Here is a 20,400-nt window from a genome sequence, read left to right on the forward strand (position 1 = left end):
CCATGAACGCAGCATACAAAGCCATATATTTGTTCCGATTGCTCTAGGACAATTATTTTCCTACCGTGTTTTAGGCCACTATGGAGGCACGGAAAGAGGGCATCGAAGGAGCAAAAGTGAACGACCGATGGCGCGAGGCGGTGCAAACCGTGCAAGGCGCGCAGTCCAAATACAAGCGCCTGGTGAAGGCGATAGCGAACGACATCGAGAACGCGGCACTCGCTTCCGGCGCGCGCTTGCCGCCGCAGCGCGATGTCGCGGCGGACCTCGGCATCAGCGTGCAGACGGTCACGAACGCCTACAAGGAACTGGAGCGGCAAGGCCTGATCCGCTGTGAGGTGGGACGCGGCAGCTTCGTCGCGGAACGCGTCACCGAGACCATGTCGAACTACATGCTCGATACGGCCGAGCGCTCCGTCGTCGATTTCTCGATTGCGCGCATCGTTCATACCGCCGAGCACGACGCGATGTGGCGCAAGGTCTGCGCGACGCTCGCAACCGTCGACGACCAGCCGTGGATACGCGCCTTCCGGCCCATTGCGGGCTTCGAGCATCATCGCCAGGCGGGTGTCGAATGGCTCGCGTCGCTCAACATGCCGGCGAACGTCGAGACCCTGCTCGTGACGAACGGCGCGGCGCACGGCATCTTTCTCGCGCTCGCTTCCATCGTCGGGCCGGGCGATACCGTGCTGTGCGAAAGCCTCACGGATCACGGCGTGATCGGCTCGGCGAACGTGCTGGGATTTACGCTGAAGGGGCTCGAGATCGACGAGCACGGCATCCGCCCCGAGCACTTCGAGGAGATGTGCGACAGCGAGCGCGTCTCCGCGCTCGTCTGCACGCCGACGCTGAACAACCCGACTGTCGCGATGATGCCCGATTCGCGGCGCCGCGCGATCGCCCGCATTGCCGAGCGCTACGGCGTCTACGTGATCGAGGACGATGTCTACGGCGCGCTGCCCGCGAAAGCGCAGACGCCCATCGCGAGCCTGATCCCGGAGCGCGCGTTCTACTGCACGAGCATGACGAAGTCGGTGTTGAGCGGCTTGCGCACCGGCTACCTGACGATGCCGCCGCGCCTCGCGTTGCGCGCCGAAAGCGTGCTGCGCGTGAGCAGCTGGATGGCGACCTCGCCGATCGCGGAAGTGGCGACGCGCTGGATCTTCGACGGCACCGCGCAACGCCTCGTCGAGATCCAGCGCGAGCGGCTCGCCAAGCGCCAGGCCATCGTGCGCGAAGCGCTTGGCGCCTACGTGCTCGGCAGTCATCCGCACGCGCTTTCCGTCTGGCTGCGCGTGCCCGACTACTGGCAGGCCGAGCGCATCACGCGCGAGCTCCGCAATCGCGACATCGCGGTGACTTCGCCCGATCCGTTCCTCGTGCGCGGCGCCGAGCGTCCTAACGCGGTGCGCCTGTGCGTAGGCGCCGAAGTGACCGACGCGACCTTTCGCAACGCCATCGACACGATCCGCGCCGTGTTCGAGCAATACCCGCATGTGCACGACTTCAACTGAAATGATCTAGGACATTCCAAATCGATTTTTTAGGACATTAGACTCGGTTGCACTAGAACTCAACGCAGCCGCGCTCACATGTCCGCCATCTCGCTTGCCGATGTCTATCGCGCGCGTCAACGCATCGAAGGGCGCGTCTGCCGCACGCCGCTCGTTCAATCGCCGGCGCTCTCGCGAATTGCCGGCGTGCCGGTTCATCTCAAGCTCGAAACCGTGCAGCCGACCGGCAGCTTCAAACTGCGCGGCGCGACCAATGCGCTTGCGCAACTCGTCGAAGAAGGCGCGACGCGCGTCGTGACTGCATCGACGGGCAATCACGGACGCGCCGTCGCTCACGCGGCGCGCGCGCTCGGCATGGAAGCGGCGGTGTGCATGTCGTCGCTCGTGCCGAAGAACAAGGTCGATGCGGTGGCGGCGCTCGGCGCGCGCGTCGTGATCGCCGGCAAGAGCCAGGACGATGCGCAGATCGAGGCGCTTCGTCTCGTGCGCGAGGAAGGCTTCGCGTTCGTGCCGCCCTTCGACGATGCGCGCGTCATCGCCGGGCAGGCCACCATCGGCCTCGAGATCCTCGAAGCGCTGCCCGATGTCGCGACGATCCTCGTGCCGCTGTCGGGCGGCGGACTCTTCAGCGGCGTCGCGTTCGCGGCGAAGCACATCAATCGCGATGTGCAGACGATCGGCGTGACGATGGAGCGCGGCGCCGCAATGCACGCGAGCCTCGCGGCGGGCAAGCCGGTGCTCGTCGACGAACTGGAGACACTGGCCGATTCGCTCGGCGGCGGCATCGGTCTCGACAACCGGCACACGTTCGCAATGACGCGCGAACTGATCGATCGCGTCGTGCTGCTCGACGAAGCGTCGATTGCGCGCGGCATCGTGCATGCCTATCGCGAGGAGCGGCTCGTCGTCGAAGGCGCGGCGGCGGTGGGCATGTCGGCGGTGCTCGACGGCGCGCTGCACGACGCGCGCGGACCGCTCGTGATCGTCGTCAGCGGCTGCAACATCGACATCGAAACGCATCGCCGCATCATTGGAGCCTCGTGACATGGCCGACATATCCCTTCTCGGCGAAGCGCAACTGCGCGCGCTGGTGCCGCTCGATCTCGCCGCCATCGACCAGGTCGAGGCCGCGTTCCGCTCGCTTGCGACCGAAGCCGTCGCGATGCCGCCGATCCTTCGTCTCGACATTCCCGAGCACGCGGGCGAGGTCGATGTGAAGACCGCTTATCTGCCGCGCTTCGACAGTTTCGCGATCAAGGTGAGCCCGGGCTTCTTCAACAATCCGTCGCTCGGGTTGCCGAGCCTGAACGGGCTGATGCTCGTGCTCTCGGCGCGTACCGGACTGACCGAAGCCGTATTGCTCGACAACGGCTATCTCACCGCGGTGCGCACCGCCGCAGCGGGCGCGGTGGCCGCGCGCTGGCTCGCGAAGCAAACGGCGACGCGTGTCGCGATCATCGGCGCGGGCGAGCAGGCGCGACTGCAACTGAACGCGCTGATGCTCGTGCGCAAGATCGAGCACGTGAGCGTCTGGGCGCGCGATCCGCAACGCGCGGCGCGCTTTGCTGAAGAGACACGCGTGCCGTGCGAAGTCGCCGACAGCGTGCATCAGGCGCTCAGGCACGCCGACATCGCCATCACCACGACGCCGAGCCGCGAGCCGCTGATCCACGCGCGCGACCTGCATCCGGGATTGCACATCACCGCGATGGGTTCGGACGCGGAGCACAAGAACGAACTCGCACCCGACGTCTTCGCGGCCGCGCGCTATATCTGCGACCGCGTGCAGCAGACGCGCGTGCTCGGCGAACTGCATCACGCGATCGAAGCTGGCGCCGTCGCGGCGGACCGCGCGTTTGCTGAACTCGGGCAAGTGATCGCAGGACAGATGCCGGGCCGCACGGACGACGCGGACATCACCATTTGCGACCTGACCGGCACGGGCGCGCAGGACACGGCCATCGCCGCGCTCGCGATTGCGCGCGCGAAGGCGGCGGGCGCAGGCACCACTTTCACCAACGACGTGACGCTCTGAAGAGGGGACGATGTCAGACACAACGCAACAGGAACGACCGAACGTGCGCCTCGCGTTCGAGCGCAGCGAGTACGAGGCGCGCATCGCGAAGACGCGGCGTGCGATGCAGAAGGCCGGCGTCGATCTCATGATCATGACCGACCCGACCAACATGGCGTGGCTCACCGGCTACGACGGCTGGTCGTTCTACGTGCATCAGTGCGTGCTGCTCTCGATGGAAGGCGAGCCCGTGTGGTTCGGCCGCGGCCAGGACGCGAACGGCGCGAAGCGCACCGTGTTCATGCAGCACGACAATATCGTCGGCTACCCCGATCATTACGTGCAGTCGTCCGTGCGCCATCCGATGGACTATCTGTCGAAGGAAGTGATCGCGGCGCGCGGCTGGGACACGTGCCGGATCGGCGTGGAGATGGACAACTATTACTTCAGCGCGAAGGCGTATGCGTCGCTGACGCAGCACGTGCCGAAGGCGCAGTTCGTCGATGCGACCGCGCTCGTCAACTGGCAGCGCGCGGTGAAGTCGCCGCGCGAGATCGAGTACATGCGCGTGGCGGCGCGCATCGTCGAGAAGATGCACGCGCGCATTCTCGACAAGGTCGAGCCGGGCATGAAGAAGAGCGATCTCGTCGCGGAAATCTACGCGGCGGGCATCACCGGCGTCGAAGGCTACGGCGGCGACTATCCGGCCATCGTGCCTTTGTTGCCGACCGGCTCGGACGCAGCCGCGCCGCATCTCACGTGGGACGATTCGCCGTTCACCGCGAACGCCGGCACGTTCTTCGAGATCGCCGGATGCTTTAAGCGCTATCACTGCCCGCAGTCGCGCACCGTGTATCTCGGCCGCCCGCCACGGCATTTCATCGAAGCGGAGAAGGCGGTTGTCGAGGGCATCGAAGCGGGGCTCGCCGCAGCGAAGCCGGGCAATCTCTGCGAGGACATCGCCCACGCGTTCTTCGCGGTGTTGCGCAAGTCGGGCATCGAGAAGGACAGCCGCTGCGGCTATCCGATCGGCGCGAGTTATCCGCCGGACTGGGGCGAGCGCACGATGAGCCTGCGTCCCGGGGACAAGACCGTCCTCGAACCCGGCATGACGTTTCACTTCATGCCGGGGCTGTGGCTCGACGATTGGGGCCTCGAAATCACGGAGAGCATCCTGATTACGGATACCGGCGTCGAGACCTTCTGCAACACGCCTCGCAAACTGTTCGTGAAGGAGTAGCGAATGCGCGCGTCCCCGATCCAGCCGACGGTCGATTTTTCCGCCGACGGCGAGCAGCACGGCTTTCTCAAGCTGCCGTATTCACGCGACGACTCCGCGTGGGGCGCGGTGATGATTCCGGTCACCGTCGTGAAGCGCGGCGACGGGCCGACCGTGCTGCTCACGGGCGGCAATCACGGCGACGAGTACGAAGGTCCGATCGCGCTGTCGAAGCTCGCCTCGACGCTCAAGGCCGGCGACATCAACGGCCGCGTGATCATCGTGCCGTTCATGAACTTCCCGGCGTTCAAGGCGGGCACGCGCACGTCGCCGATCGATGCGGGCAACCTGAACCGCAGCTTCCCGGGCAAGCCCGACGGCACCGTGACCGAGAAGATCGCGGACTACTTCCAGCGTCATCTGCTGCCGCTTGCCGACTACGTGCTCGACATCCACGCAGGCGGCAGGACGCTCGACTTCGTGCCGTTCGCGGCGATCCACCTGCTGCCGGATTCGACGCAGCAGGCGCGTTGCGAAGCCGCGATGCGCGCGTTCGGCGCGCCGTATTCGATGCGCATGCTCGAACTCGACAGCGTCGGTCTCTTCGACAGCGCGGTGGAAGAAGCGGGCAAGGTGTTCGTGTCGACGGAACTGGGCGGCGGCGGGTCCGCGACGGCGGCGAGCGTGGCGATCGCCGAGCGGGGCGTGTACGGCTTGCTCGCGCATGCGGGCGTGTTGTCGAAGGAAACCTTCGACAACGGCGAAAAGGCGCGCACCACGATGCTGCTCGACATGCCCGACGGCTCCTGCTACACGACGAGCGAGCATAGCGGCCTGCTCGAAATGTGCCGTGATTTAGGGGACATCGTGCAGCAAGACGACGTGCTCGCGCGCGTCTACGATGCGACGCGCACCGGCACCGCGCCCGTCGAATACCGCGCGAAGCGTGGCGGCCTGCTGGCGGCGCGCCACTTCCCGGGGCTCGTGCAGATCGGCGATACGGTGGCCGTCGTCGCGGATATCGTCGAGCGCAACATTCCGGTGGCGATCTAAGTTGCTCAAACTCGACCGCTATGACCTCGCCATCTTGCGCATCCTCGCGCGGGATGGCCGCATCACGAAGTCGAAGCTCGCCGAAGAGGTGAACCTCTCGATCTCGCCCGCCTGGGAGCGCGTGAAGAAGCTCGAAGAGAGCGGCGTGATTCGCGGCTATCGCGCGGAGATCGACTGGGCGGCGGCGTTCAGGGGCAGCCGCATCGTCGTGGAAGTGACGCTCGCGCGGCATACCGCGCAGGACATGCGGCGCTTCGAAGCGCGCGTGACCGAGGCGCCGGAAGTCGCGCAGTGCTATGCGACGGGCGGCGGCGTGGACTACGTGCTGCACGTCGTATCGCGCGATATCGACCACTATCAGCGCTTCATCGACTCGCTGCTCGTCGACGAACTCGGCATCGAGAAGTACTTCACCTACATCGTGACGAAGGTCGTGAAGAGCATGCCGGACGACGTGCCCGACTGGACCTGAAGAACAGAAAAAACCGCAAGCAAAGCGCTCTACAACCAAAAATTCGCAGCACGCCGACGCCTTACATTGGATGCATACCAGGACAAACAGGAGCCGTTCATGATGCTGGGTCATCCCATCCTCTTCAAGTCGCTTTGCTATGTCGATGGCCGCTGGGTCCATAGCGAGAGCGCCGCGAGCGTCGCCGTGCAGAATCCCGCCGACCAGAGCGTGATCGGTCATGTGCCGATGCTCGATGCATCGCAGATCAAAGCCGCCGTCGATGCCGCGCACCGCGCGTTCGAAACGTGGCGCTGGGTGCCGCAGCAAGAGCGCAGCGCGGTGCTGCTGCGCTGGCACGAACTGATCCTGCGTCATCAGCACGACCTCGCGGGCATTCTTTCGCTCGAACAAGGCAAGCCGCTTGCCGAAGCGCGCGGCGAGATCGCGTATGCGGCGAGCTTCGTCGAGTGGTTCGCGAACGAAGCGAAGCGTCTGACCGGCCGCACGATTCCGAGCCATATCGAAGGCGCGCATCTCGGCACGATGATGGAGCCGGTCGGCGTCGCGGCGTTGATCACGCCGTGGAATTTCCCCGTCGCGATGATCACGCGCAAGGCAGCGGCGGCCATTGCAGCAGGCTGCACGACGGTCATCAAGCCCGCGCACGAGACGCCCTTTTCGGCCCTCGCGCTCGCGCAACTCGCGGAAGAGGCGGGCTTTCCGGCGGGCGTCTTCAACGTCGTCCTGGGCGAGCCGCAGATGGCGATGGACACGCTCGTGCGCGATACCCGCGTGCGCGCCGTGAGCTTCACGGGATCGACGCGCGTAGGCGGGCTCGTGGCGCGCGCGGCGGCGGAATCGGGCATCAAGAAGCTCGCGCTCGAACTCGGCGGCAACGCGCCGTTCATCGTGACCGAAGACGCGGATCTCGACCAGGCGGTGCGGATCGCCGTGGGCGCGAAGTTCCAGACCTCGGGCCAGGACTGCTGCGCGGCCAATCGCATCTTCGTTGCAGCGCCGCTGTACGAGCGCTTCGTCGCGCAATACAGCGAGGCGGTGACGCGCCTGAAAGTAGGGCCGGCGTTCGAGGCCCAGGTCGATGTCGGTCCGCTCATGCATCAGGCGGCGTTCGATGCGACCGTCGCGCGCGTCGAAGACGCCCGGGCGAAGGGCGCGCGCATCACCGCGGGCGGCAAGCCGCATGCATTGGGCGGATGGTTTTTCGAACCTACCGTGGTAGCCGATGCCCAACCGGGCATGCGCATCTACGACGAGGAAAACTTCGCGCCGACCTCGGCCATCTCGTCGTTCCAAACGCTCGATGAAGTCGTGGCGCTCGCGAACGACACCGAATACGGCCTCGCCGCTTACGTGTGCGCACAGCGCATCGACACGATTTTTCAGCTGGTGAGACGGCTCGACTTCGCGATGGTCTCGGTGAACGGCGTGAAGTTCACCGGCGCGCCGATCCCCTTCGGCGGCATGAAGGCGTCGGGCCTCGGCCGCGAGGGCGGCGCGGAAGGCTTCGAGCCGTTCGTCGAAACCAAGTATTTCTGCCTCGGCAATCTCGGCCTGCCGCTTTGCACGGCCGTTGCCTGACTGAACCGGACCAACAAGGAGAAGCACATGACCCAACTCGACCAACTCTTCAACGAAGACCGCGCGCACTTCATGCATCCGTCCACGCACGCCCACGATCACGCGAGTGGCGCGCTGCCGGGCAAGATCGTGACGGGCGCGAAGGGCATCCGCATCGAGGATCATCAGGGCAAGACTTACATCGACGCGTTCGCGGGCCTCTATTGCGTGAACATCGGTTATGGCCGCACCGAAGTCGCGGACGCGATCTACGAGCAGGCGAAGAAGCTCGCGTACTACCACACCTACGTGGGCCACTCGACCGACACGATCATCGAACTGTCGTCGCGGATCATCGGCTGGGCGCCGGAAGGCATGAAGAAGGTCTACTACGGCATGTCGGGGTCGGACGCGAACGAAACGCAGATCAAGATCGTCTGGTACTACAACAACGTGCTCGGGCGTCCGAACAAGAAGAAGATCATCTCGCGCCAGCGCGGCTATCACGGCTCGGGCATCGTGACGGGCAGTCTGACCGGCCTGCCGAGCTTCCACCAGCACTTCGACCTGCCGCTCGATCGCATCAAGCACACGGTGTGTCCGCACTGGTATCGTCAGGCGCCGGCTGGCATGAGCGAGGCGCAATTCACCGCGTATTGCGTCGACGAGCTGGAGAAGATGATCGCGCGCGAAGGGGCGGACACCATCGCCGCGTTCATCGCCGAGCCGGTGATGGGCACGGGCGGCATCATCGCGCCGCCTGATGGCTACTGGCCCGCGATCCAGGACGTGCTCAGGAAGCACGACATCCTGCTGATCTCCGATGAAGTTGTCTGCGGCTTCGGGCGTCTCGGCTCGAAGATGGGCGCGCAGCACTACGGCATCAAGCCGGACCTGATCACCGTCGCCAAGGGCCTGACGAGCGCGTATGCGCCGCTGTCGGGCGTGATCGTCGGCGAGCGCGTGTGGGACGTGATCGACAAGGGTTCGCAGGAATACGGTGCGATGGGTCACGGATGGACCTATTCGGGTCATCCGATCTGCGCCGCGGCGGCGCTCGCGAACCTGGACATCCTGGAGCGCGAGAACCTTACGCAGAATGCGGCCGAGGTCGGCGGTTATCTGCAGGCGCAGTTGCACGCCGCGTTCGACAGCCATCCGCTCGTCGGTGAAGTGCGCGGCGCGGGCATGCTGGCGGCCCTCGAATTCATGGCCGACAAGGAAGGCCGCAAGCCCTTCGATGCCGCGCTGAAGGTGGGGCCGAAGGTGTCGGCGGCGGCGCTCGAACGCGGCGTGATCGCGCGGGCGATGCCGCACGGCGACATCCTCGGCTTCGCGCCGCCGCTCGTCACGACGCGCGCGGAAGTCGACGAGATCGTCGGCGTCGTGAAGCAGGCGGTCGATGAGGTGGCGAATCAGGTGATCGGAACGGCCGCCGCGCATTGAGGCGATAGCGGCAAGTCGTAGCGCAAAAGCCCGCGTGCGAGCGCGGGCTTTTGTGCGTTTCAACGGGTACGCGCGTTGCTCTTCGTTCATGACACTGACGAAGGAGAACGAGATGGCGACCACCGAACGCAACGAAACCAGCCGCGACGACGGCACCGACAAGCCGCTCGGCGATCCGGGCAGCGGCGCGAGCGGAGGCGGCTCGATAGGCAACCTGCCGGGGCCGGGTTCGGCGACGGGAGGCGACCCGAAGCAAGGCGTGCGCAAGCCGAATGCAGGGGAAATGGAACCGGAGTCGAGGCGTCTCGACCAGCATCCGCATCAGACGGCGGAAGTGCCGTATGGCTCGGGTGACAGGCCGGAACCGGCGGGGGCGGGCGGGCTGGATGCGCAGAACGCGGATCTGAAGAACCCGAACGCGGACTAAAAGAAGTTGAAATAAAAACGCGGCCGCGTGAGCGGCCGCATCGGACTTAACGCGTGGCGATGTACATCGTGATTTCAAAGCCAAAGCGCATGTCGGTGAAACTCGGAGTTTCCCACTTCATAAAGCCTCCTTTTGCAATGGCCGGCCATGCCGATGCGTGACCGTTGCGCGACCGTTGACTGCAATTCGTGCCGCAAGCGCCGTGCCAAGCCGCGCGTCCGTTTTATCCGACGCTAGCCCCATCCTAAACCTTCTTCGCAGGTTGCATCACTGGGAAAATCGTTACCGTGGTTTACAAGGACCGCGTAGATTGTTCAGACCGTTGCGTCATTCGACTCGGTTCGCTTCGCGCAGGACCGCCGACGCACTATCGAAATTGCGGTCGCTCATGCGATTGAGCACCGCCATCGCTTCGCCGTCCGCACCATTGCTTTTCGCCAGCGCGAGCAGCTTTTCCTTGCCCATCGGGTAGTCGGCGCCCTTCAGCGCACTCGTGATGTCTTCCGCGCGCGGTTCGTCGGGATGACGATGGTTCTGGGCGTGAGCGGGATGCTGGGACATGTCCTTCTCCTTTGCTCGAGTCATGTGAGTTGGCGGGAACTGCATCGTTCGTTGCAGCAACGCATGTACCCGCTGCATCGCCGTGTCGGGCGCGCTTGATGCTTGCACCAAGCACATCGACTCAACCAACCACGCGAGGAACGCACCATGACGATCAACGCCGACCGCATTTCCGACACCGAAATCAAAGTCGATCAGACGATCTACACGTTCGAATCGAAGGACGTCGCCGATGCGTTCCAGCAATGCCTCGGCCCCGATAGCGTCGATGCATGCAAGGCGCATCATCCGCCGATCGCGACGCGCGCCGCGCACGTCGACAGCGGGCCCGCCGAAGGCGAGCCCGGCAGCATCATCTCCCCGTCGCTCGGCGGGATGCCCTGAAAAACGGCGTCGGCACGCTCGTGTAGCCGCGGGCGAGCCGGCCGGCCGCTGGCGAGCGCATGAGCGCGTCGAGTGGCATCGGCTTGTCGAAGAAGTAACCCTGGGCCTGCGCCGCGCCCATGTCGCGCAGCACGGCGAGCGTCTCCACGTCTTCGACGCCTTCGGCGACGAGCGTCAGGTCGAGCGATTCCGCCATGCGCACGATCGCGCGGACGATCGCCCGGCTGCGCGCGCTCGCGGTGAGTTCGAGAATGAACGACTTGTCGATCTTGAGGCCGCTGAAGCGGTACTGATGCACGTAACTGAGCGACGAGAAGCCCGCGCCGAAGTCGTCGAGCACGACCGACATGCCGTTGTCCGCGAGTTGCTGCATCGTGCGCCGCGCGAGATCGGGCTCGGCGACGAGCGCGCCTTCGGTCAGTTCCAGACACACGCGCGACGGCGCGACGCCATGACGGCGCAATAACGCGAGCACGTCGTCGGCGAAATCGGCGCGCGTCATGCTGTAGCTCGAACAGTTCACATGCACGGGCGGCCAGTTCGCGAATTGCGGGTCCGAGAGAATCACCGCGACGCGCGTCAGCATGTAAAGATCGAGCCGCCCGATCAGCCGCAGGCCTTCGACAGCCGGCAAAAACTCGCACGGCCCGACGACGCGTCCGTCCGCCTGACGCCAGCGGATCAGCGCCTCCAGCGCGACGACTTCGCCGCTCCTCACATCGACGATAGGCTGGAAGTAGGGCAGCAGTTCGTCGTCGCGCTTGAGCGCATTGCGCAGCGCGCCTTCGCGTTCCACCTGGTCCGATACCTCGCGCCGCAATTCCTGGTTGAACACGACAAAGCTGTCGCGTCCCGCGTTCTTCACGCGATACATCGCGGTATCGGCGTCGCGCAGAAGGTCGGCGGGTTCGGTGTGGAACTGGCTGTCCGCGCTCACGACGCCGATGCTGCACGACGAAAACACCACATGGTCGTCGATGTGAAACGGCAGGTCGAACGCGGCGAGAATGCGCTCGGCGATCGCCACCGCATCGCTTTGCGACGTATTCGGCGAGAGCACCGCGAACTCGTCGCCGCCCAGGCGCGCGAGCAAATCGCTCGAACGCAGGCAGTTCCGCAAACGCCCGGTCGCCTGGATCAGCAGCAGGTCGCCGTAATGATGGCCGAGGCTGTCGTTCACGACCTTGAAGCGGTCGAGGTCGATGAACATCACGATCACCTGATCGCCATGCGCGCGATAGTCGCGCCACGCGGCCTGCAACTGCTGCAACAGATGACTGCGGTTGGGCAGGCCCGTCAGCGAGTCGTGCGAGTTTTCGTGCAGGAGCCGCGCGTTGGCGTTGTCGAGTTCGCGCGTGCGGATCTGCACGCGCGCTTCCAGTTCGGCGTTCGCCACGTGAAGCGCCTCGGCGGCGCGCCGGCGCGACAGCGCGGTGTCGATGTGGCGCGACACGAAGGTCAGCAATTCCTGGTCGCGCTGCGAATAACGCACGAGCGGCGCGTAGCTTTGCACGGCGAGCACACCGCGCACGTCGTCGCCGTCGAAGAGCGGGATGCCGAGCCACGAGCGCAGCCGCACGTTCTCGTTGCCGGTGTCGATGGTGCGCTCGGCGATCAGGCGCCGCGCTTCGTCGGCGTCGATCAGGCACGGACGGCGCTGCCGGATCACGTGTTCGGTGAGGCCGCGCTGCCCGCGTCGCGGCGGCGGCGGGTCCTGAACGAGCTCGTCGACGTAATACGGGAACGACACTTCACGCGTGTCGGTATCGAAGAGCGCGATGTAGAAATTGCGCGCATACAGCAGTTCGCCGACGATCCGGTGCAGGCTGCGGAAGAACTCGACCATGTCGCCGGGACGGCTCGATAGCTCGGCGATCTGGAACAGCGCGGCCTGCAAGTGCTCGGCGCGCTCGCGTTCCGCGATGCCTTCGCGCAGCGCGGCGTTCACCCGCGAAAGCTCCGACGTGCGCCGCGCGACCTGTTCTTCGAGGTCCGCGCGATGCAGGATGCGGTCGAGCGCCATCGCCACGTGCCGCGCGACCACGAGAAAGAGCGCGCGATCCTCGGCGCTATAAACGCGCGAGACGTCGTAGACCTGCATCGCGAGCATGCCGAACACTTCGTCGGATGCGTTCTTGAGCGGCGCGCCCATCCAGAACTCGGGCCGGTCGCCGATGCAGTAGTAGCGGCCTTCGGCTTCGGCCGCGCGGATCGTCGCGGCGTCGATCAGGAGCGGCTGGCCGGTCGTGAGGACGTGCGCGGTCATCGAAAGGCGCGCGGGATTCAGGATGTCGTAGTTCTCGGCGGCGACCACTTCCGTGTCGATCACGTCGACGTAGTACGGATAGGTGATCCGGCCGCTCTTGCGGTCGTAGAGCGCGAGATAGAAGTTTTCCGCGTCGATGAGCGTGCCGAGCCGTTCGTGCACGCCCTGCAGGAATGCCGCGCGCTCGGGCACCGAACTCGCCAGATAGGCGATTTCGTACAGCACGCGCTGCGTGTTCTGCGCGCGCACGAGGGCGTCGGTCTGCACGCGTTCGCCCAGGCGCCGCGCGAGGTCGTGCAGACACGGCTCGCCCGCGAGCGCCTCGGGCGCGACGAGCCAGCCGAGCACGCTTTCGCCGCGGCCCGTCGCCCAGCGATGCCAGCCGCGCGCCGCGCACTGCTGCGCGAACCGTTCCTCGGTCATGCTCTGGGGCCAGTCGAACGACGCGTCGCCCTGGCCCGCCAGATGCAACTGCTCGCCCGCGCGATACCACGCCCAGGCGCTCGGCCGCCCGCAGCCGCGCGCGGCGTCGAGCAACGCGTCGATCGAAGGCGCGCCGGCATCCGGGCGCATTGCATCGTTCGTGTCCGGCGGCGCGTCAATCATGGGAAAAAAAACTCATCGGCGGTGGGAGCCAAAAGCCAGTCTCGGAGTGTCCGATCGGCGGCCGGCGTCGGGTTCGGCAAAGGGCTATTGTTCGGCCGTGTCAATGGATCGGTCTACTCGTGCTAACGGCAGTGGCGCAGGAGCCTTGAGCCAAATCGTGGGAAACCCCTACGCGATTGAATGCCGCGCTTCGTATGCGGAACAAGTTGCGTTCGCCCGGTTTTCACGCGTCGCCCGATGCGAACCGCTCGCGGTAAGCCTGCGGCGTCACGCCGATCGCCCGCACGAAGCCGCGCCGCATCGTTTCCTCGGAGCCGAAACCGCAGCGCGCGGCGATCCGCTTGACCGGCAGCCGCGTATCGCCTAGCAGGCGCCGCGCCGCTTCGAGCCGCAATTGCTCGATCGAACGCGCGGGCGTGAGGCCCGTCTGTGCGCGGTAATGGCGCACGAAGCTGCGTTCGCTCATGCCGGCGCGCGTCGCGAGTGCGGCGAGCGAAAGATCCGCCGCGAGGTTTTCCGCGATCCACGCGTGCAGTTCGCCGAAACGGTCGCCCGCCTTTTGCAGCGACAGCGCGGTGCTGAACTGCGCCTGTCCGCCCGGGCGCTTGAGAAACACGACGAGATGGCGCGCCACGTCGAGCGCGAGCGCGGCGCCGAGATCGTCTTCGATCAGGGCGAGCGCCAGGTCGATGCCGGCTGTCACGCCCGCCGAAGTCCAGACGGCGCCGTCGCGGATGAAGATCGGATCGGGCTCCACGCGCACGGCGGGATAGCGCTCGCGCAGTTCGGCGCAGCGCGTCCAGTGCGTGACGGCGCGCTTGTCGTCCAGCAACCCGGCCGCCGCGAGCAGAAACGCGCCGGTACAGACCGACGCCGTGCGCCGCGTCCGTCCCGCCTGCGCGCGCACCCACGCGACGAGCGCCGGGTCGCGCGCTGCTTCGTACACGCCCCAGCCGCCCGAGACGACAAGCGTGTCGGGCGGATCGCCGGTGGGCGGCAGCGGATGCGTCAGGATGCCGAGCCCGGCCGACGTCGTGATCGCGCCGCCGTCGCTTGCCACGACGCGCGGCAGGTACGGCCGCGCGCCGCCCGCCGCGCAGGCCAGTTCGTTCGCGGACGCGAACGCCTGCAATGGCCCGGCGACGTCGAGCAACTGCGCGTTCGGAAAAGCGAGCACGTCGATGCGACGCGCGGAGGATTCGGTCGTCATGTTGGCGTGAAAAGTGGGCTCAGTGTCAATTTCGCCATAGCCTAGCGGCGTAGGATGAACTCGTCCACCTAATCACGAGAACGAGAGGAATCGACATGACGCTTCATATCGGCTTGCTGCTGTTTCCGCGCGTCCAGCAACTCGACCTGACCGGTCCCCACGACGTCTTCGCGCAGATTCCGGGCGCCACCGTGCATCTGGTCTGGAAGACGCGCGCGGCCGTTGAATCGTCGAGCGGGATGCTGCTCACGCCCGACACGACTTTCGACGACTGCCCGCCGCTCGACGTGATTTGCATCCCGGGCGGCTCGGGCGTCGGCGCGCTGATGGAGGACGAGGAAACGCTCGCCTTCATCCGGCGGCAGGCGCCGCGCGCGCGCTACGTGAGTTCGGTGTGCACCGGCTCGCTCGTGCTCGGCGCGGCGGGCCTCTTGCGCGGACGTCGCGCGACGACGCACTGGGCGTTCCATTCGCTGCTGGCCGATCTGGGCGCGGTGCCGGTCAAAGAGCGCGTCGTGCGCGACGGCAACCTGCTGACGGGCGGCGGAATCACGGCCGGCATCGATTTCGCGCTGACGCTCGCGGCCGAACTCGTCGGCGAGGAAGAAGCGCAGGCGATCCAACTCGAAATCGAATACGCGCCGGCGCCGCCGTTCGACGCGGGGTCGCCGGAGCGCGCGCCGCGTGGGGTGGTCGAGACGGTTCGCGAGCGCTCGGCGGCTTCGCTCACGGCGCGCGCGAAGATCGTGGAGCGGGTGGCGGCGCGGCTTGCCGCCACAAGCTGAACTGGCGCGTCAGTCCGGCCCCGCGCCGAATCGTTTCTGCATGAAATAGCGTGTGCGGCCTGCGCTGAAATCGGGCAACTCGCCGAAGACCGCGAAGCCCGCGCGCTCGTACAACTGCTTCGCGGCCGGGTTCAGCGTATCGAGCCACGCCGCGCGACAGCCGCGCCGGATCGCTTCGCGCTCCGCCGCTTGCACGACGCGCGCGCCGAGCCCGGCGCCGCGCGCGTCGTCGCGAATCCAGAGCCATTTGACGAAGAGCCACTCCCACGCGGTGAAGCCCGCCAGTCCGCCGACGAACTCTTCGCCGCGATAGACCGACACCGCCAGATCGCGTTGCGCCGACGGCCCGAGTTCCCGCGCGTTGAACGCCGCGAGGCCGCCGCTCACGTCCGCTTCGAATTCGGCATCGATCCAGTCGGCGACTTCGATTTTCACGTCGTCCATTGCCCGGCCCGGCGCCTATGCGCCCGCTAACGGCGCCACCGACGCGCCTTTCACGCCGTGCCGCGCGAGTGCCTCCGCGACGAAGCCCGAGCGCTTAATCTCCTCGACGAATTCGCGCAGATGCGCCGCCGCCGCATCGCCGCGGCTTTTCGGCACGCCCATCGCCTGCTGGATGACCATGAAGCGCTCGTCGAGCAGCCGCAAGCCGGGCTTGCCGGCCGAATCGGCTTCGAGTTGCTGCTTCACGCCCGCGGCGACTTCGGCGCCGTCGCGCAGAAACTGCTCGACGACCGCCTGCGACGACGCCGCCCGCACGATCTGCGCATGCTTCAGCTCGCGCGTGAGAAAAAGATCGTAGGCGCTGCCCTTGCCGACCACTACGCGGTTCGTCTCGCGATCGACGTCGCCATTGGACTGCACAGGCGAATCGTCGCGCACGAGATAGAAGCCTTCGATCAGCACGTAAGGCGCCGTGAACGCGATGCCCGCGCCGCGCACCGGATCGATCGCGAAGAAGCCGATATCGGCGGCCTCCGTCGTCACGGCCTCGACGGATTTCGACGCCGTATCGAAGACGGCCAGTTCGGCTTCTACGCCGAGCCGCGCCGCGAACGCGCGCGCGAGATCGACGGAGATGCCGCCGGGCTCGCCGGTCGCGGCGTGGCGATTGGCGAGCAGCGGATTGCCGAGATTGATCGACGCGCGCAGTTTGCCCGTGGGCGCGAACGCGTCCAGCAGGGTGGAATCGAGGGTCATGGCGGGTCCGGGTCGGTGGAACATGCCCGCTATTTAACAGGAAAGCGCTCGGCCGCGCGCCCACCGATGCAGAATGGGCGTTTCGTTCCAGACGGACGCATCCATGCCGCCCATCGCTATCGACACAGACGAACTGATTCGCCGCTTCGGCTTGCAACCGCATCCGGAAGGCGGCTATTTCCGCGAGACGTATCGCTCCGCCGCGCGCGTGACGCGCGAGGGCGCGAGCGAGGGTGCGGCCGACACCCGCTCGGCCTCGACGGCGATCTATTTCCTGCTCTGCGACGGCGCGCATTCGGCGTGGCATCGCATCCGCTCCGACGAACTGTGGCATTTCTACGCGGGCGATCCCGTCGACATCCACGTGCTCGACGCGCAAGGCCGGCTCACGACGCACCGGCTCGGCAACGCGCTCGCCCACGCGGACGCCGTGTTCCAGGCCGTCGTGAAAGCGGGCGACTGGTTCGCGGCCGAGTGCGCGTCGCCCGAGGGGGTTGCGCTCGTCGGCTGCACGGTCGCGCCGGGCTTCGAATTCAGCGAGTTCGAGATCGCCGACGTGAACGCGCTCGCCGCCGCTCATCCGGCGCATCGCAACCTGATCGCGCGGCTGGGTCCCGCCGGCGGCGCCGGGCGGTTATCATCGCGCCCTATCTCGTTAAACGACACAAAAGGCCAGGGATGAGCGGAGCGCGGCGCGGTATTCAGTCGATCGAAGTAGGCGGTGCGCTTCTGCGCGCGCTCGTGGACCACGGCGGCCCGATGCTGCTGGGCGACCTCGCGAAGAAGGCGGGGATGTCGTCGGCGAAGGCGCATCCGTATCTCGTGAGCTACGGCAATCTCGGCCTGATCCAGCAGGACGGCGCCACCGGACGCTACGAACTCGGACCGTTCGCGCTGCAAATGGGGCTCATTAGCCTCCAGCGCGTCGACCCGGTGCGGCTCGCGATTCCGGAAATCGGAGAAATCTCCTCGCAAATTCAGCATACCGTCGCGCTCGCGACCGCCGGCAGCTTCGGACCGACCATCGTCCATATCAACGAGGCGAGCGTGCCGATCCACGTCACGATGCGCACCGGCACCGTGATGTCGCTCCTGCAAACCGCCACCGGCCGCGCGTTCGCGGCCTATCTGCCGCCGCTCACGGTCGATGCGCTCGTCGCGATCGAGGCGTCGGGCGGCTTGCAGATCGGCGCGGCGCGGCGCGACTTCACGCGCGCGCAAATCGACGCGCTGCTCGCCGAAGTGCGCGGGCACGGCATCGCGCGGACCATCGACGAACCCGTGGCGGGCATCAGCGCGATGAGCGCGCCCGTCTTCGATCACGCTCGCAACATCGTGCTCGCCATCACGGCGATCGGCCCGAGCGGCTCCTTCGACGGCGCATGGGACGGCGCCGTCGCGCGCGCATTGCGCGCTTGCGCCGCACGCGTTTCCGCCCGACTGGGCTTTTCCGCGGCCTGAAGTTCCTTCCTCGCAACGCCGGGCATCCGCGAGCGCGTCCGACGCGCCGTCGCGCGACGGCGCACGTCCGTTGCTCGCGCTTAGGGTAAACGGCGATTCAACAGTGTGAAATGCTTTGTACAATTCATAATCAACGGGCAAAGATAAACGCATTTGTCGGATATGCCTGAAAGGAAACACGGAGACGCCATGCAGACTGACTTCCAAACGCTTCGGTTCGAGTACACGCGAGCCGCCGAACACGATGCCGCGTCGCCGGCGCCTTACCCGGTGGTCGTCGTCGGGGCGGGGCCGGTGGGACTCGCGACCGCGATCGACCTCGCGCAGCAGGGCGTGCGCACGGTGCTCGTCGACAACGACGACAAGCTCTCGGACGGCTCGCGCGCGATCTGTTTCGCGAAGCGCACGCTGGAGATCTTCGACCGCATCGGCTGCGGCCAGCCGATGGTCGACAAAGGCGTGAGCTGGAACGTCGGCAAGGTCTTCCTGGCGGACGAACTCGTCTACACGTTCGATCTGCTGCCCGAAACCGGTCACGCGCGGCCCGCGTTCATCAATCTGCAGCAGTACTACGTCGAGGGCTATCTCGCCGAGCGCGCGATGCGCGAGGAGAACCTCGAGTTGCGCTGGAAGAGCAATGTCATCGGCGCGACGCAGCATGAGGATTACGTCGAGTTGCAGGTCGAGACGCCCGAGGGCACCTATGCGATGCGCGCGCAGTACGTGGTTGCCGCGGACGGCTCGCGCAGCCCGATGCGCCGCGCGCTCGGCCTCGACAGCCACGGCCGCACGTTCAAGGACCGCTTCCTGATCGCCGATGTGAAGATGAAGGCGCCATTTCCCGCCGAGCGCTGGTTCTGGTTCGATCCGCCGTTTCACCGCAACCAGTCGGTGCTGCTGCATCGTCAGCCGGACGACGTATGGCGCATCGACTTCCAGCTCGGCTGGGACGCCGATCCGGTCGCGGAAAAGGCGCCCGAGCGCGTGATTCCGCGCGTGAAGGCGCTGCTCGGCGAGGACGCCGAATTCGAACTCGAATGGGTGAGCGTCTACACGTTCGTGTGTCAGCGCATGGACAAGTTCCGCCACGGCCGCGTGCTGTTCGCGGGCGATTCGGCGCATGGCGTCTCGCCGTTCGGCGCGCGCGGTGCGAACAGCGGCGTGCAGGACGCGGACAACCTCGCGTGGAAGTTGCGCCTCGTGCTGAACGGCGACGCGCCCCAGACGCTGCTCGACACCTATGCGTCCGAGCGCGAATACGCCGCCGACGAAAACATCCTCAACTCGACGCGCGCGACGGACTTCATCACGCCGAAGAGCCCGGTGTCGCGCCTCTTCCGCGACGCGACGCTCAGGCTCGCGAAGGACTGTCCGTTCGCGCGGCGCATGACGAACAGCGGGCGGCTCTCGGTGCCCGCGGTGCTGCGCGATTCGCCGCTCAATACCGCCGATCGCGAAGGCGACGTCTTTTTCGGTTCGATGGTGCCGGGCGCGGTGTGCACGGATGCGCCGGTGCGCATCGACGGCAAGGCGGCGTGGCTGCTCGCGCAGACGGGCGGCGGCGCGTTCACGGGCATCTGGTTTTGCGCATCCGCCGACGCGGCCGCCGACTGCGCGAACTGGCTCGCGGCGTTCGTAGGCAATTCGATCCCGATGCGCACGCTGATCGTCGTGCCGCGCGGCGCGGCGGGCGCACCGCTCGCCGGCGTGACCGTGCTGGAAGACGTGGACGGCGTGGTCGCGCAACGCTTCGACGCCCGGCCCGGCACGTTCTATCTGCTGCGTCCGGACCAGCATGTGTGCGCGCGCGGCCGCGCCTTCGACGCCGCTTCGGTTGCGGCAGCCATCCAGCGTGCGACGTGCAACGGGTAAACGACCATGAAACTGAACCTCGAAACGAACATCGCAGACTACGACGGCTTCTACGAGCGTCTCATCGATACGCACAACGGACTAACGGAAGAAGAGAGCCAGATGGTGAACGCCAAGCTCGTGCTGCTGCTCGCCAATCATATCGGCGATGCGCAAGTGCTGATCGAGGCGCTCGCGCTGGCGAGAATGAGCGTCGCGGACGCGAAGGCAGGCTGAACGTGGCTACGGCCTTCGACATGTTGAGAAAATTGACAAAAATGCCCGCGATTCGAGCCTGCATCGTCATGTTCTAATACCAGCCGTCACCCAATCGGATGACCAGGGCACGGCGTCTTCGAGCATTCGCGAAG

21 protein-coding genes are annotated in these 20,400 nt (G+C 66.3%); 15 read left to right on the forward strand and 6 right to left on the reverse strand.

The window, feature by feature from the left end:
- The first annotated feature begins 80 nt into the window (after nucleotides 1-80).
- The 9 genes from ehuR to AWB66_RS02665 all read left to right on the forward strand — a co-directional run bounded on the left by ehuR (nucleotide 81) and on the right by AWB66_RS02665 (nucleotide 9,705).
- The gene (ehuR, locus tag AWB66_RS02625; protein ID WP_407642253.1) at nucleotides 81-1,514 is read left to right on the forward strand and encodes a MocR-like ectoine utilization transcription factor EhuR; all 1,434 of its coding nucleotides are present in this window, start codon (nucleotides 81-83) and stop codon (nucleotides 1,512-1,514) included.
- Between the two features lie 78 nt (nucleotides 1,515-1,592).
- Nucleotides 1,593-2,558 (forward strand): hydroxyectoine utilization dehydratase EutB, encoded by a 966-nt coding sequence (gene eutB / locus AWB66_RS02630; RefSeq protein WP_087628676.1) that lies wholly within the window; start codon nucleotides 1,593-1,595, stop codon nucleotides 2,556-2,558.
- A gap of 1 nt (nucleotide 2,559) precedes the next feature.
- On the forward strand, nucleotides 2,560-3,549 hold the full coding sequence (locus AWB66_RS02635) for a cyclodeaminase (protein ID WP_087628677.1): 990 nt from the start codon (nucleotides 2,560-2,562) through the stop codon (nucleotides 3,547-3,549).
- Nucleotides 3,550-3,559: 10 nt separating this feature from the next.
- Nucleotides 3,560-4,768 (forward strand): ectoine hydrolase DoeA, encoded by a 1,209-nt coding sequence (gene doeA, locus AWB66_RS02640; RefSeq protein ID WP_087628678.1) that lies wholly within the window; start codon nucleotides 3,560-3,562, stop codon nucleotides 4,766-4,768.
- A 3-nt stretch (nucleotides 4,769-4,771) separates the two neighbouring features.
- Nucleotides 4,772-5,800, forward strand: coding sequence for a N(2)-acetyl-L-2,4-diaminobutanoate deacetylase DoeB (doeB, locus tag AWB66_RS02645; RefSeq protein ID WP_087628679.1), 1,029 nt, complete (start codon nucleotides 4,772-4,774; stop codon nucleotides 5,798-5,800).
- A gap of 1 nt (nucleotide 5,801) precedes the next feature.
- Entirely contained in the window at nucleotides 5,802-6,272 is a 471-nt protein-coding gene (locus AWB66_RS02650) for an Lrp/AsnC family transcriptional regulator (RefSeq protein WP_087628680.1), read from the forward strand.
- A gap of 99 nt (nucleotides 6,273-6,371) precedes the next feature.
- Nucleotides 6,372-7,853, forward strand: a complete 1,482-nt coding sequence (locus AWB66_RS02655; protein ID WP_087628681.1) for an NAD-dependent succinate-semialdehyde dehydrogenase — start codon at nucleotides 6,372-6,374, stop codon at nucleotides 7,851-7,853.
- A 27-nt stretch (nucleotides 7,854-7,880) separates the two neighbouring features.
- Nucleotides 7,881-9,278 carry an aspartate aminotransferase family protein gene (locus tag AWB66_RS02660; protein WP_087628682.1) on the forward strand — a complete coding sequence of 466 codons (1,398 nt, stop codon included), beginning with the start codon at nucleotides 7,881-7,883 and terminating at the stop codon, nucleotides 9,276-9,278.
- A 112-nt stretch (nucleotides 9,279-9,390) separates the two neighbouring features.
- Nucleotides 9,391-9,705, forward strand: coding sequence for a hypothetical protein (locus AWB66_RS02665; RefSeq protein WP_087628683.1), 315 nt, complete (start codon nucleotides 9,391-9,393; stop codon nucleotides 9,703-9,705).
- Nucleotides 9,706-9,751: 46 nt separating this feature from the next.
- Here the strand turns inward: AWB66_RS02665 and pqqA are convergent, their stop codons facing one another.
- Both pqqA and AWB66_RS02675 read right to left on the reverse strand, forming a co-directional pair.
- Complete coding sequence (gene pqqA, locus AWB66_RS34880) at nucleotides 9,752-9,826, reverse strand: pyrroloquinoline quinone precursor peptide PqqA (protein ID WP_008353049.1); 75 nt, start codon at nucleotides 9,824-9,826, stop codon at nucleotides 9,752-9,754.
- A gap of 206 nt (nucleotides 9,827-10,032) precedes the next feature.
- Complete coding sequence (locus AWB66_RS02675) at nucleotides 10,033-10,266, reverse strand: DUF2795 domain-containing protein (RefSeq protein WP_087628684.1); 234 nt, start codon at nucleotides 10,264-10,266, stop codon at nucleotides 10,033-10,035.
- Nucleotides 10,267-10,413: 147 nt separating this feature from the next.
- On the opposite strand from AWB66_RS02675, the gene AWB66_RS02680 reads away from it, so the two are divergent.
- A complete protein-coding gene (locus AWB66_RS02680) occupies nucleotides 10,414-10,650 on the forward strand; it encodes a hypothetical protein (RefSeq protein ID WP_087628685.1) in 237 nt (78 codons plus the stop codon).
- Here AWB66_RS02680 and AWB66_RS02685 read toward each other — a convergent pair.
- Nucleotides 10,619-13,522 (reverse strand): bifunctional diguanylate cyclase/phosphodiesterase, encoded by a 2,904-nt coding sequence (locus tag AWB66_RS02685; protein ID WP_087628686.1) that lies wholly within the window; start codon nucleotides 13,520-13,522, stop codon nucleotides 10,619-10,621. The two genes, AWB66_RS02680 and AWB66_RS02685, sit on opposite strands and share 32 nt — an antisense overlap.
- Nucleotides 13,523-13,745: 223 nt before the next feature.
- The gene (locus AWB66_RS02690; RefSeq protein WP_200818905.1) at nucleotides 13,746-14,732 is read right to left on the reverse strand and encodes a GlxA family transcriptional regulator; all 987 of its coding nucleotides are present in this window, start codon (nucleotides 14,730-14,732) and stop codon (nucleotides 13,746-13,748) included.
- A gap of 95 nt (nucleotides 14,733-14,827) precedes the next feature.
- Here AWB66_RS02690 and AWB66_RS02695 point away from each other — a divergent pair, with 95 nt between their 5' ends.
- Nucleotides 14,828-15,517, forward strand: a complete 690-nt coding sequence (locus tag AWB66_RS02695) for a DJ-1/PfpI family protein (protein ID WP_087628687.1) — start codon at nucleotides 14,828-14,830, stop codon at nucleotides 15,515-15,517.
- 9 nt (nucleotides 15,518-15,526) lie between these two features.
- On the opposite strand, the gene AWB66_RS02700 is transcribed toward AWB66_RS02695, so the two are convergent.
- Nucleotides 15,527-15,961 carry a GNAT family N-acetyltransferase gene (locus AWB66_RS02700; RefSeq protein ID WP_087628688.1) on the reverse strand — a complete coding sequence of 145 codons (435 nt, stop codon included), beginning with the start codon at nucleotides 15,959-15,961 and terminating at the stop codon, nucleotides 15,527-15,529.
- 15 nt (nucleotides 15,962-15,976) lie between these two features.
- Nucleotides 15,977-16,717: an ABC transporter substrate-binding protein gene (locus tag AWB66_RS02705; RefSeq protein WP_087628689.1), complete on the reverse strand. Its 741-nt coding sequence runs from the start codon at nucleotides 16,715-16,717 to the stop codon at nucleotides 15,977-15,979.
- A 103-nt stretch (nucleotides 16,718-16,820) separates the two neighbouring features.
- On the opposite strand from AWB66_RS02705, the gene AWB66_RS02710 reads away from it, so the two are divergent.
- From AWB66_RS02710 to AWB66_RS02725, 4 genes are all read left to right on the forward strand, one after another.
- Nucleotides 16,821-17,399 carry a cupin domain-containing protein gene (locus AWB66_RS02710; RefSeq protein WP_200818906.1) on the forward strand — a complete coding sequence of 193 codons (579 nt, stop codon included), beginning with the start codon at nucleotides 16,821-16,823 and terminating at the stop codon, nucleotides 17,397-17,399.
- Nucleotides 17,396-18,178: an IclR family transcriptional regulator gene (locus tag AWB66_RS02715; protein WP_087628690.1), complete on the forward strand. Its 783-nt coding sequence runs from the start codon at nucleotides 17,396-17,398 to the stop codon at nucleotides 18,176-18,178. The genes AWB66_RS02710 and AWB66_RS02715 overlap by 4 nt, the downstream gene beginning before the upstream one ends.
- 189 nt (nucleotides 18,179-18,367) lie before the next feature.
- Nucleotides 18,368-20,050, forward strand: coding sequence for an FAD-dependent oxidoreductase (locus AWB66_RS02720; protein ID WP_087628691.1), 1,683 nt, complete (start codon nucleotides 18,368-18,370; stop codon nucleotides 20,048-20,050).
- Nucleotides 20,051-20,056: 6 nt separating this feature from the next.
- On the forward strand, nucleotides 20,057-20,266 hold the full coding sequence (locus AWB66_RS02725; protein ID WP_087628692.1) for a DUF2783 domain-containing protein: 210 nt from the start codon (nucleotides 20,057-20,059) through the stop codon (nucleotides 20,264-20,266).
- Nucleotides 20,267-20,400 lie beyond the last annotated feature (134 nt).

This window comes from Caballeronia telluris (assembly GCF_001544495.1).
GTDB classification, from domain to species: Bacteria; Pseudomonadota; Gammaproteobacteria; order Burkholderiales; family Burkholderiaceae; genus Caballeronia; species Caballeronia telluris.

What these genes read in the sequence shown, in the direction of transcription:
- AWB66_RS02685 (WP_087628686.1), bottom strand. Translation starts at nt 13,522, where the DNA reads ATGATTGACGCGCCGCCGGACACGAACGATGCAATGCGCCCGGATGCC.
- AWB66_RS02720 (WP_087628691.1), top strand. Translation starts at nt 18,368, where the DNA reads ATGCAGACTGACTTCCAAACGCTTCGGTTCGAGTACACGCGAGCCGCC.
- AWB66_RS02635 (WP_087628677.1), top strand. Translation starts at nt 2,560, where the DNA reads ATGGCCGACATATCCCTTCTCGGCGAAGCGCAACTGCGCGCGCTGGTG.
- AWB66_RS02725 (WP_087628692.1), top strand. Translation starts at nt 20,057, where the DNA reads ATGAAACTGAACCTCGAAACGAACATCGCAGACTACGACGGCTTCTAC.
- AWB66_RS02655 (WP_087628681.1), top strand. Translation starts at nt 6,372, where the DNA reads ATGATGCTGGGTCATCCCATCCTCTTCAAGTCGCTTTGCTATGTCGAT.
- doeA (WP_087628678.1), top strand. Translation starts at nt 3,560, where the DNA reads ATGTCAGACACAACGCAACAGGAACGACCGAACGTGCGCCTCGCGTTC.
- AWB66_RS02695 (WP_087628687.1), top strand. Translation starts at nt 14,828, where the DNA reads ATGACGCTTCATATCGGCTTGCTGCTGTTTCCGCGCGTCCAGCAACTC.
- AWB66_RS02680 (WP_087628685.1), top strand. Translation starts at nt 10,414, where the DNA reads ATGACGATCAACGCCGACCGCATTTCCGACACCGAAATCAAAGTCGAT.
- ehuR (WP_407642253.1), top strand. Translation starts at nt 81, where the DNA reads ATGGAGGCACGGAAAGAGGGCATCGAAGGAGCAAAAGTGAACGACCGA.
- AWB66_RS02665 (WP_087628683.1), top strand. Translation starts at nt 9,391, where the DNA reads ATGGCGACCACCGAACGCAACGAAACCAGCCGCGACGACGGCACCGAC.
- doeB (WP_087628679.1), top strand. Translation starts at nt 4,772, where the DNA reads ATGCGCGCGTCCCCGATCCAGCCGACGGTCGATTTTTCCGCCGACGGC.
- eutB (WP_087628676.1), top strand. Translation starts at nt 1,593, where the DNA reads ATGTCCGCCATCTCGCTTGCCGATGTCTATCGCGCGCGTCAACGCATC.
- AWB66_RS02700 (WP_087628688.1), bottom strand. Translation starts at nt 15,961, where the DNA reads ATGGACGACGTGAAAATCGAAGTCGCCGACTGGATCGATGCCGAATTC.
- AWB66_RS02705 (WP_087628689.1), bottom strand. Translation starts at nt 16,717, where the DNA reads ATGACCCTCGATTCCACCCTGCTGGACGCGTTCGCGCCCACGGGCAAA.
- AWB66_RS02675 (WP_087628684.1), bottom strand. Translation starts at nt 10,266, where the DNA reads ATGTCCCAGCATCCCGCTCACGCCCAGAACCATCGTCATCCCGACGAA.
- AWB66_RS02715 (WP_087628690.1), top strand. Translation starts at nt 17,396, where the DNA reads ATGAGCGGAGCGCGGCGCGGTATTCAGTCGATCGAAGTAGGCGGTGCG.
- AWB66_RS02660 (WP_087628682.1), top strand. Translation starts at nt 7,881, where the DNA reads ATGACCCAACTCGACCAACTCTTCAACGAAGACCGCGCGCACTTCATG.
- AWB66_RS02710 (WP_200818906.1), top strand. Translation starts at nt 16,821, where the DNA reads ATGCCGCCCATCGCTATCGACACAGACGAACTGATTCGCCGCTTCGGC.
- AWB66_RS02690 (WP_200818905.1), bottom strand. Translation starts at nt 14,732, where the DNA reads ATGACGACCGAATCCTCCGCGCGTCGCATCGACGTGCTCGCTTTTCCG.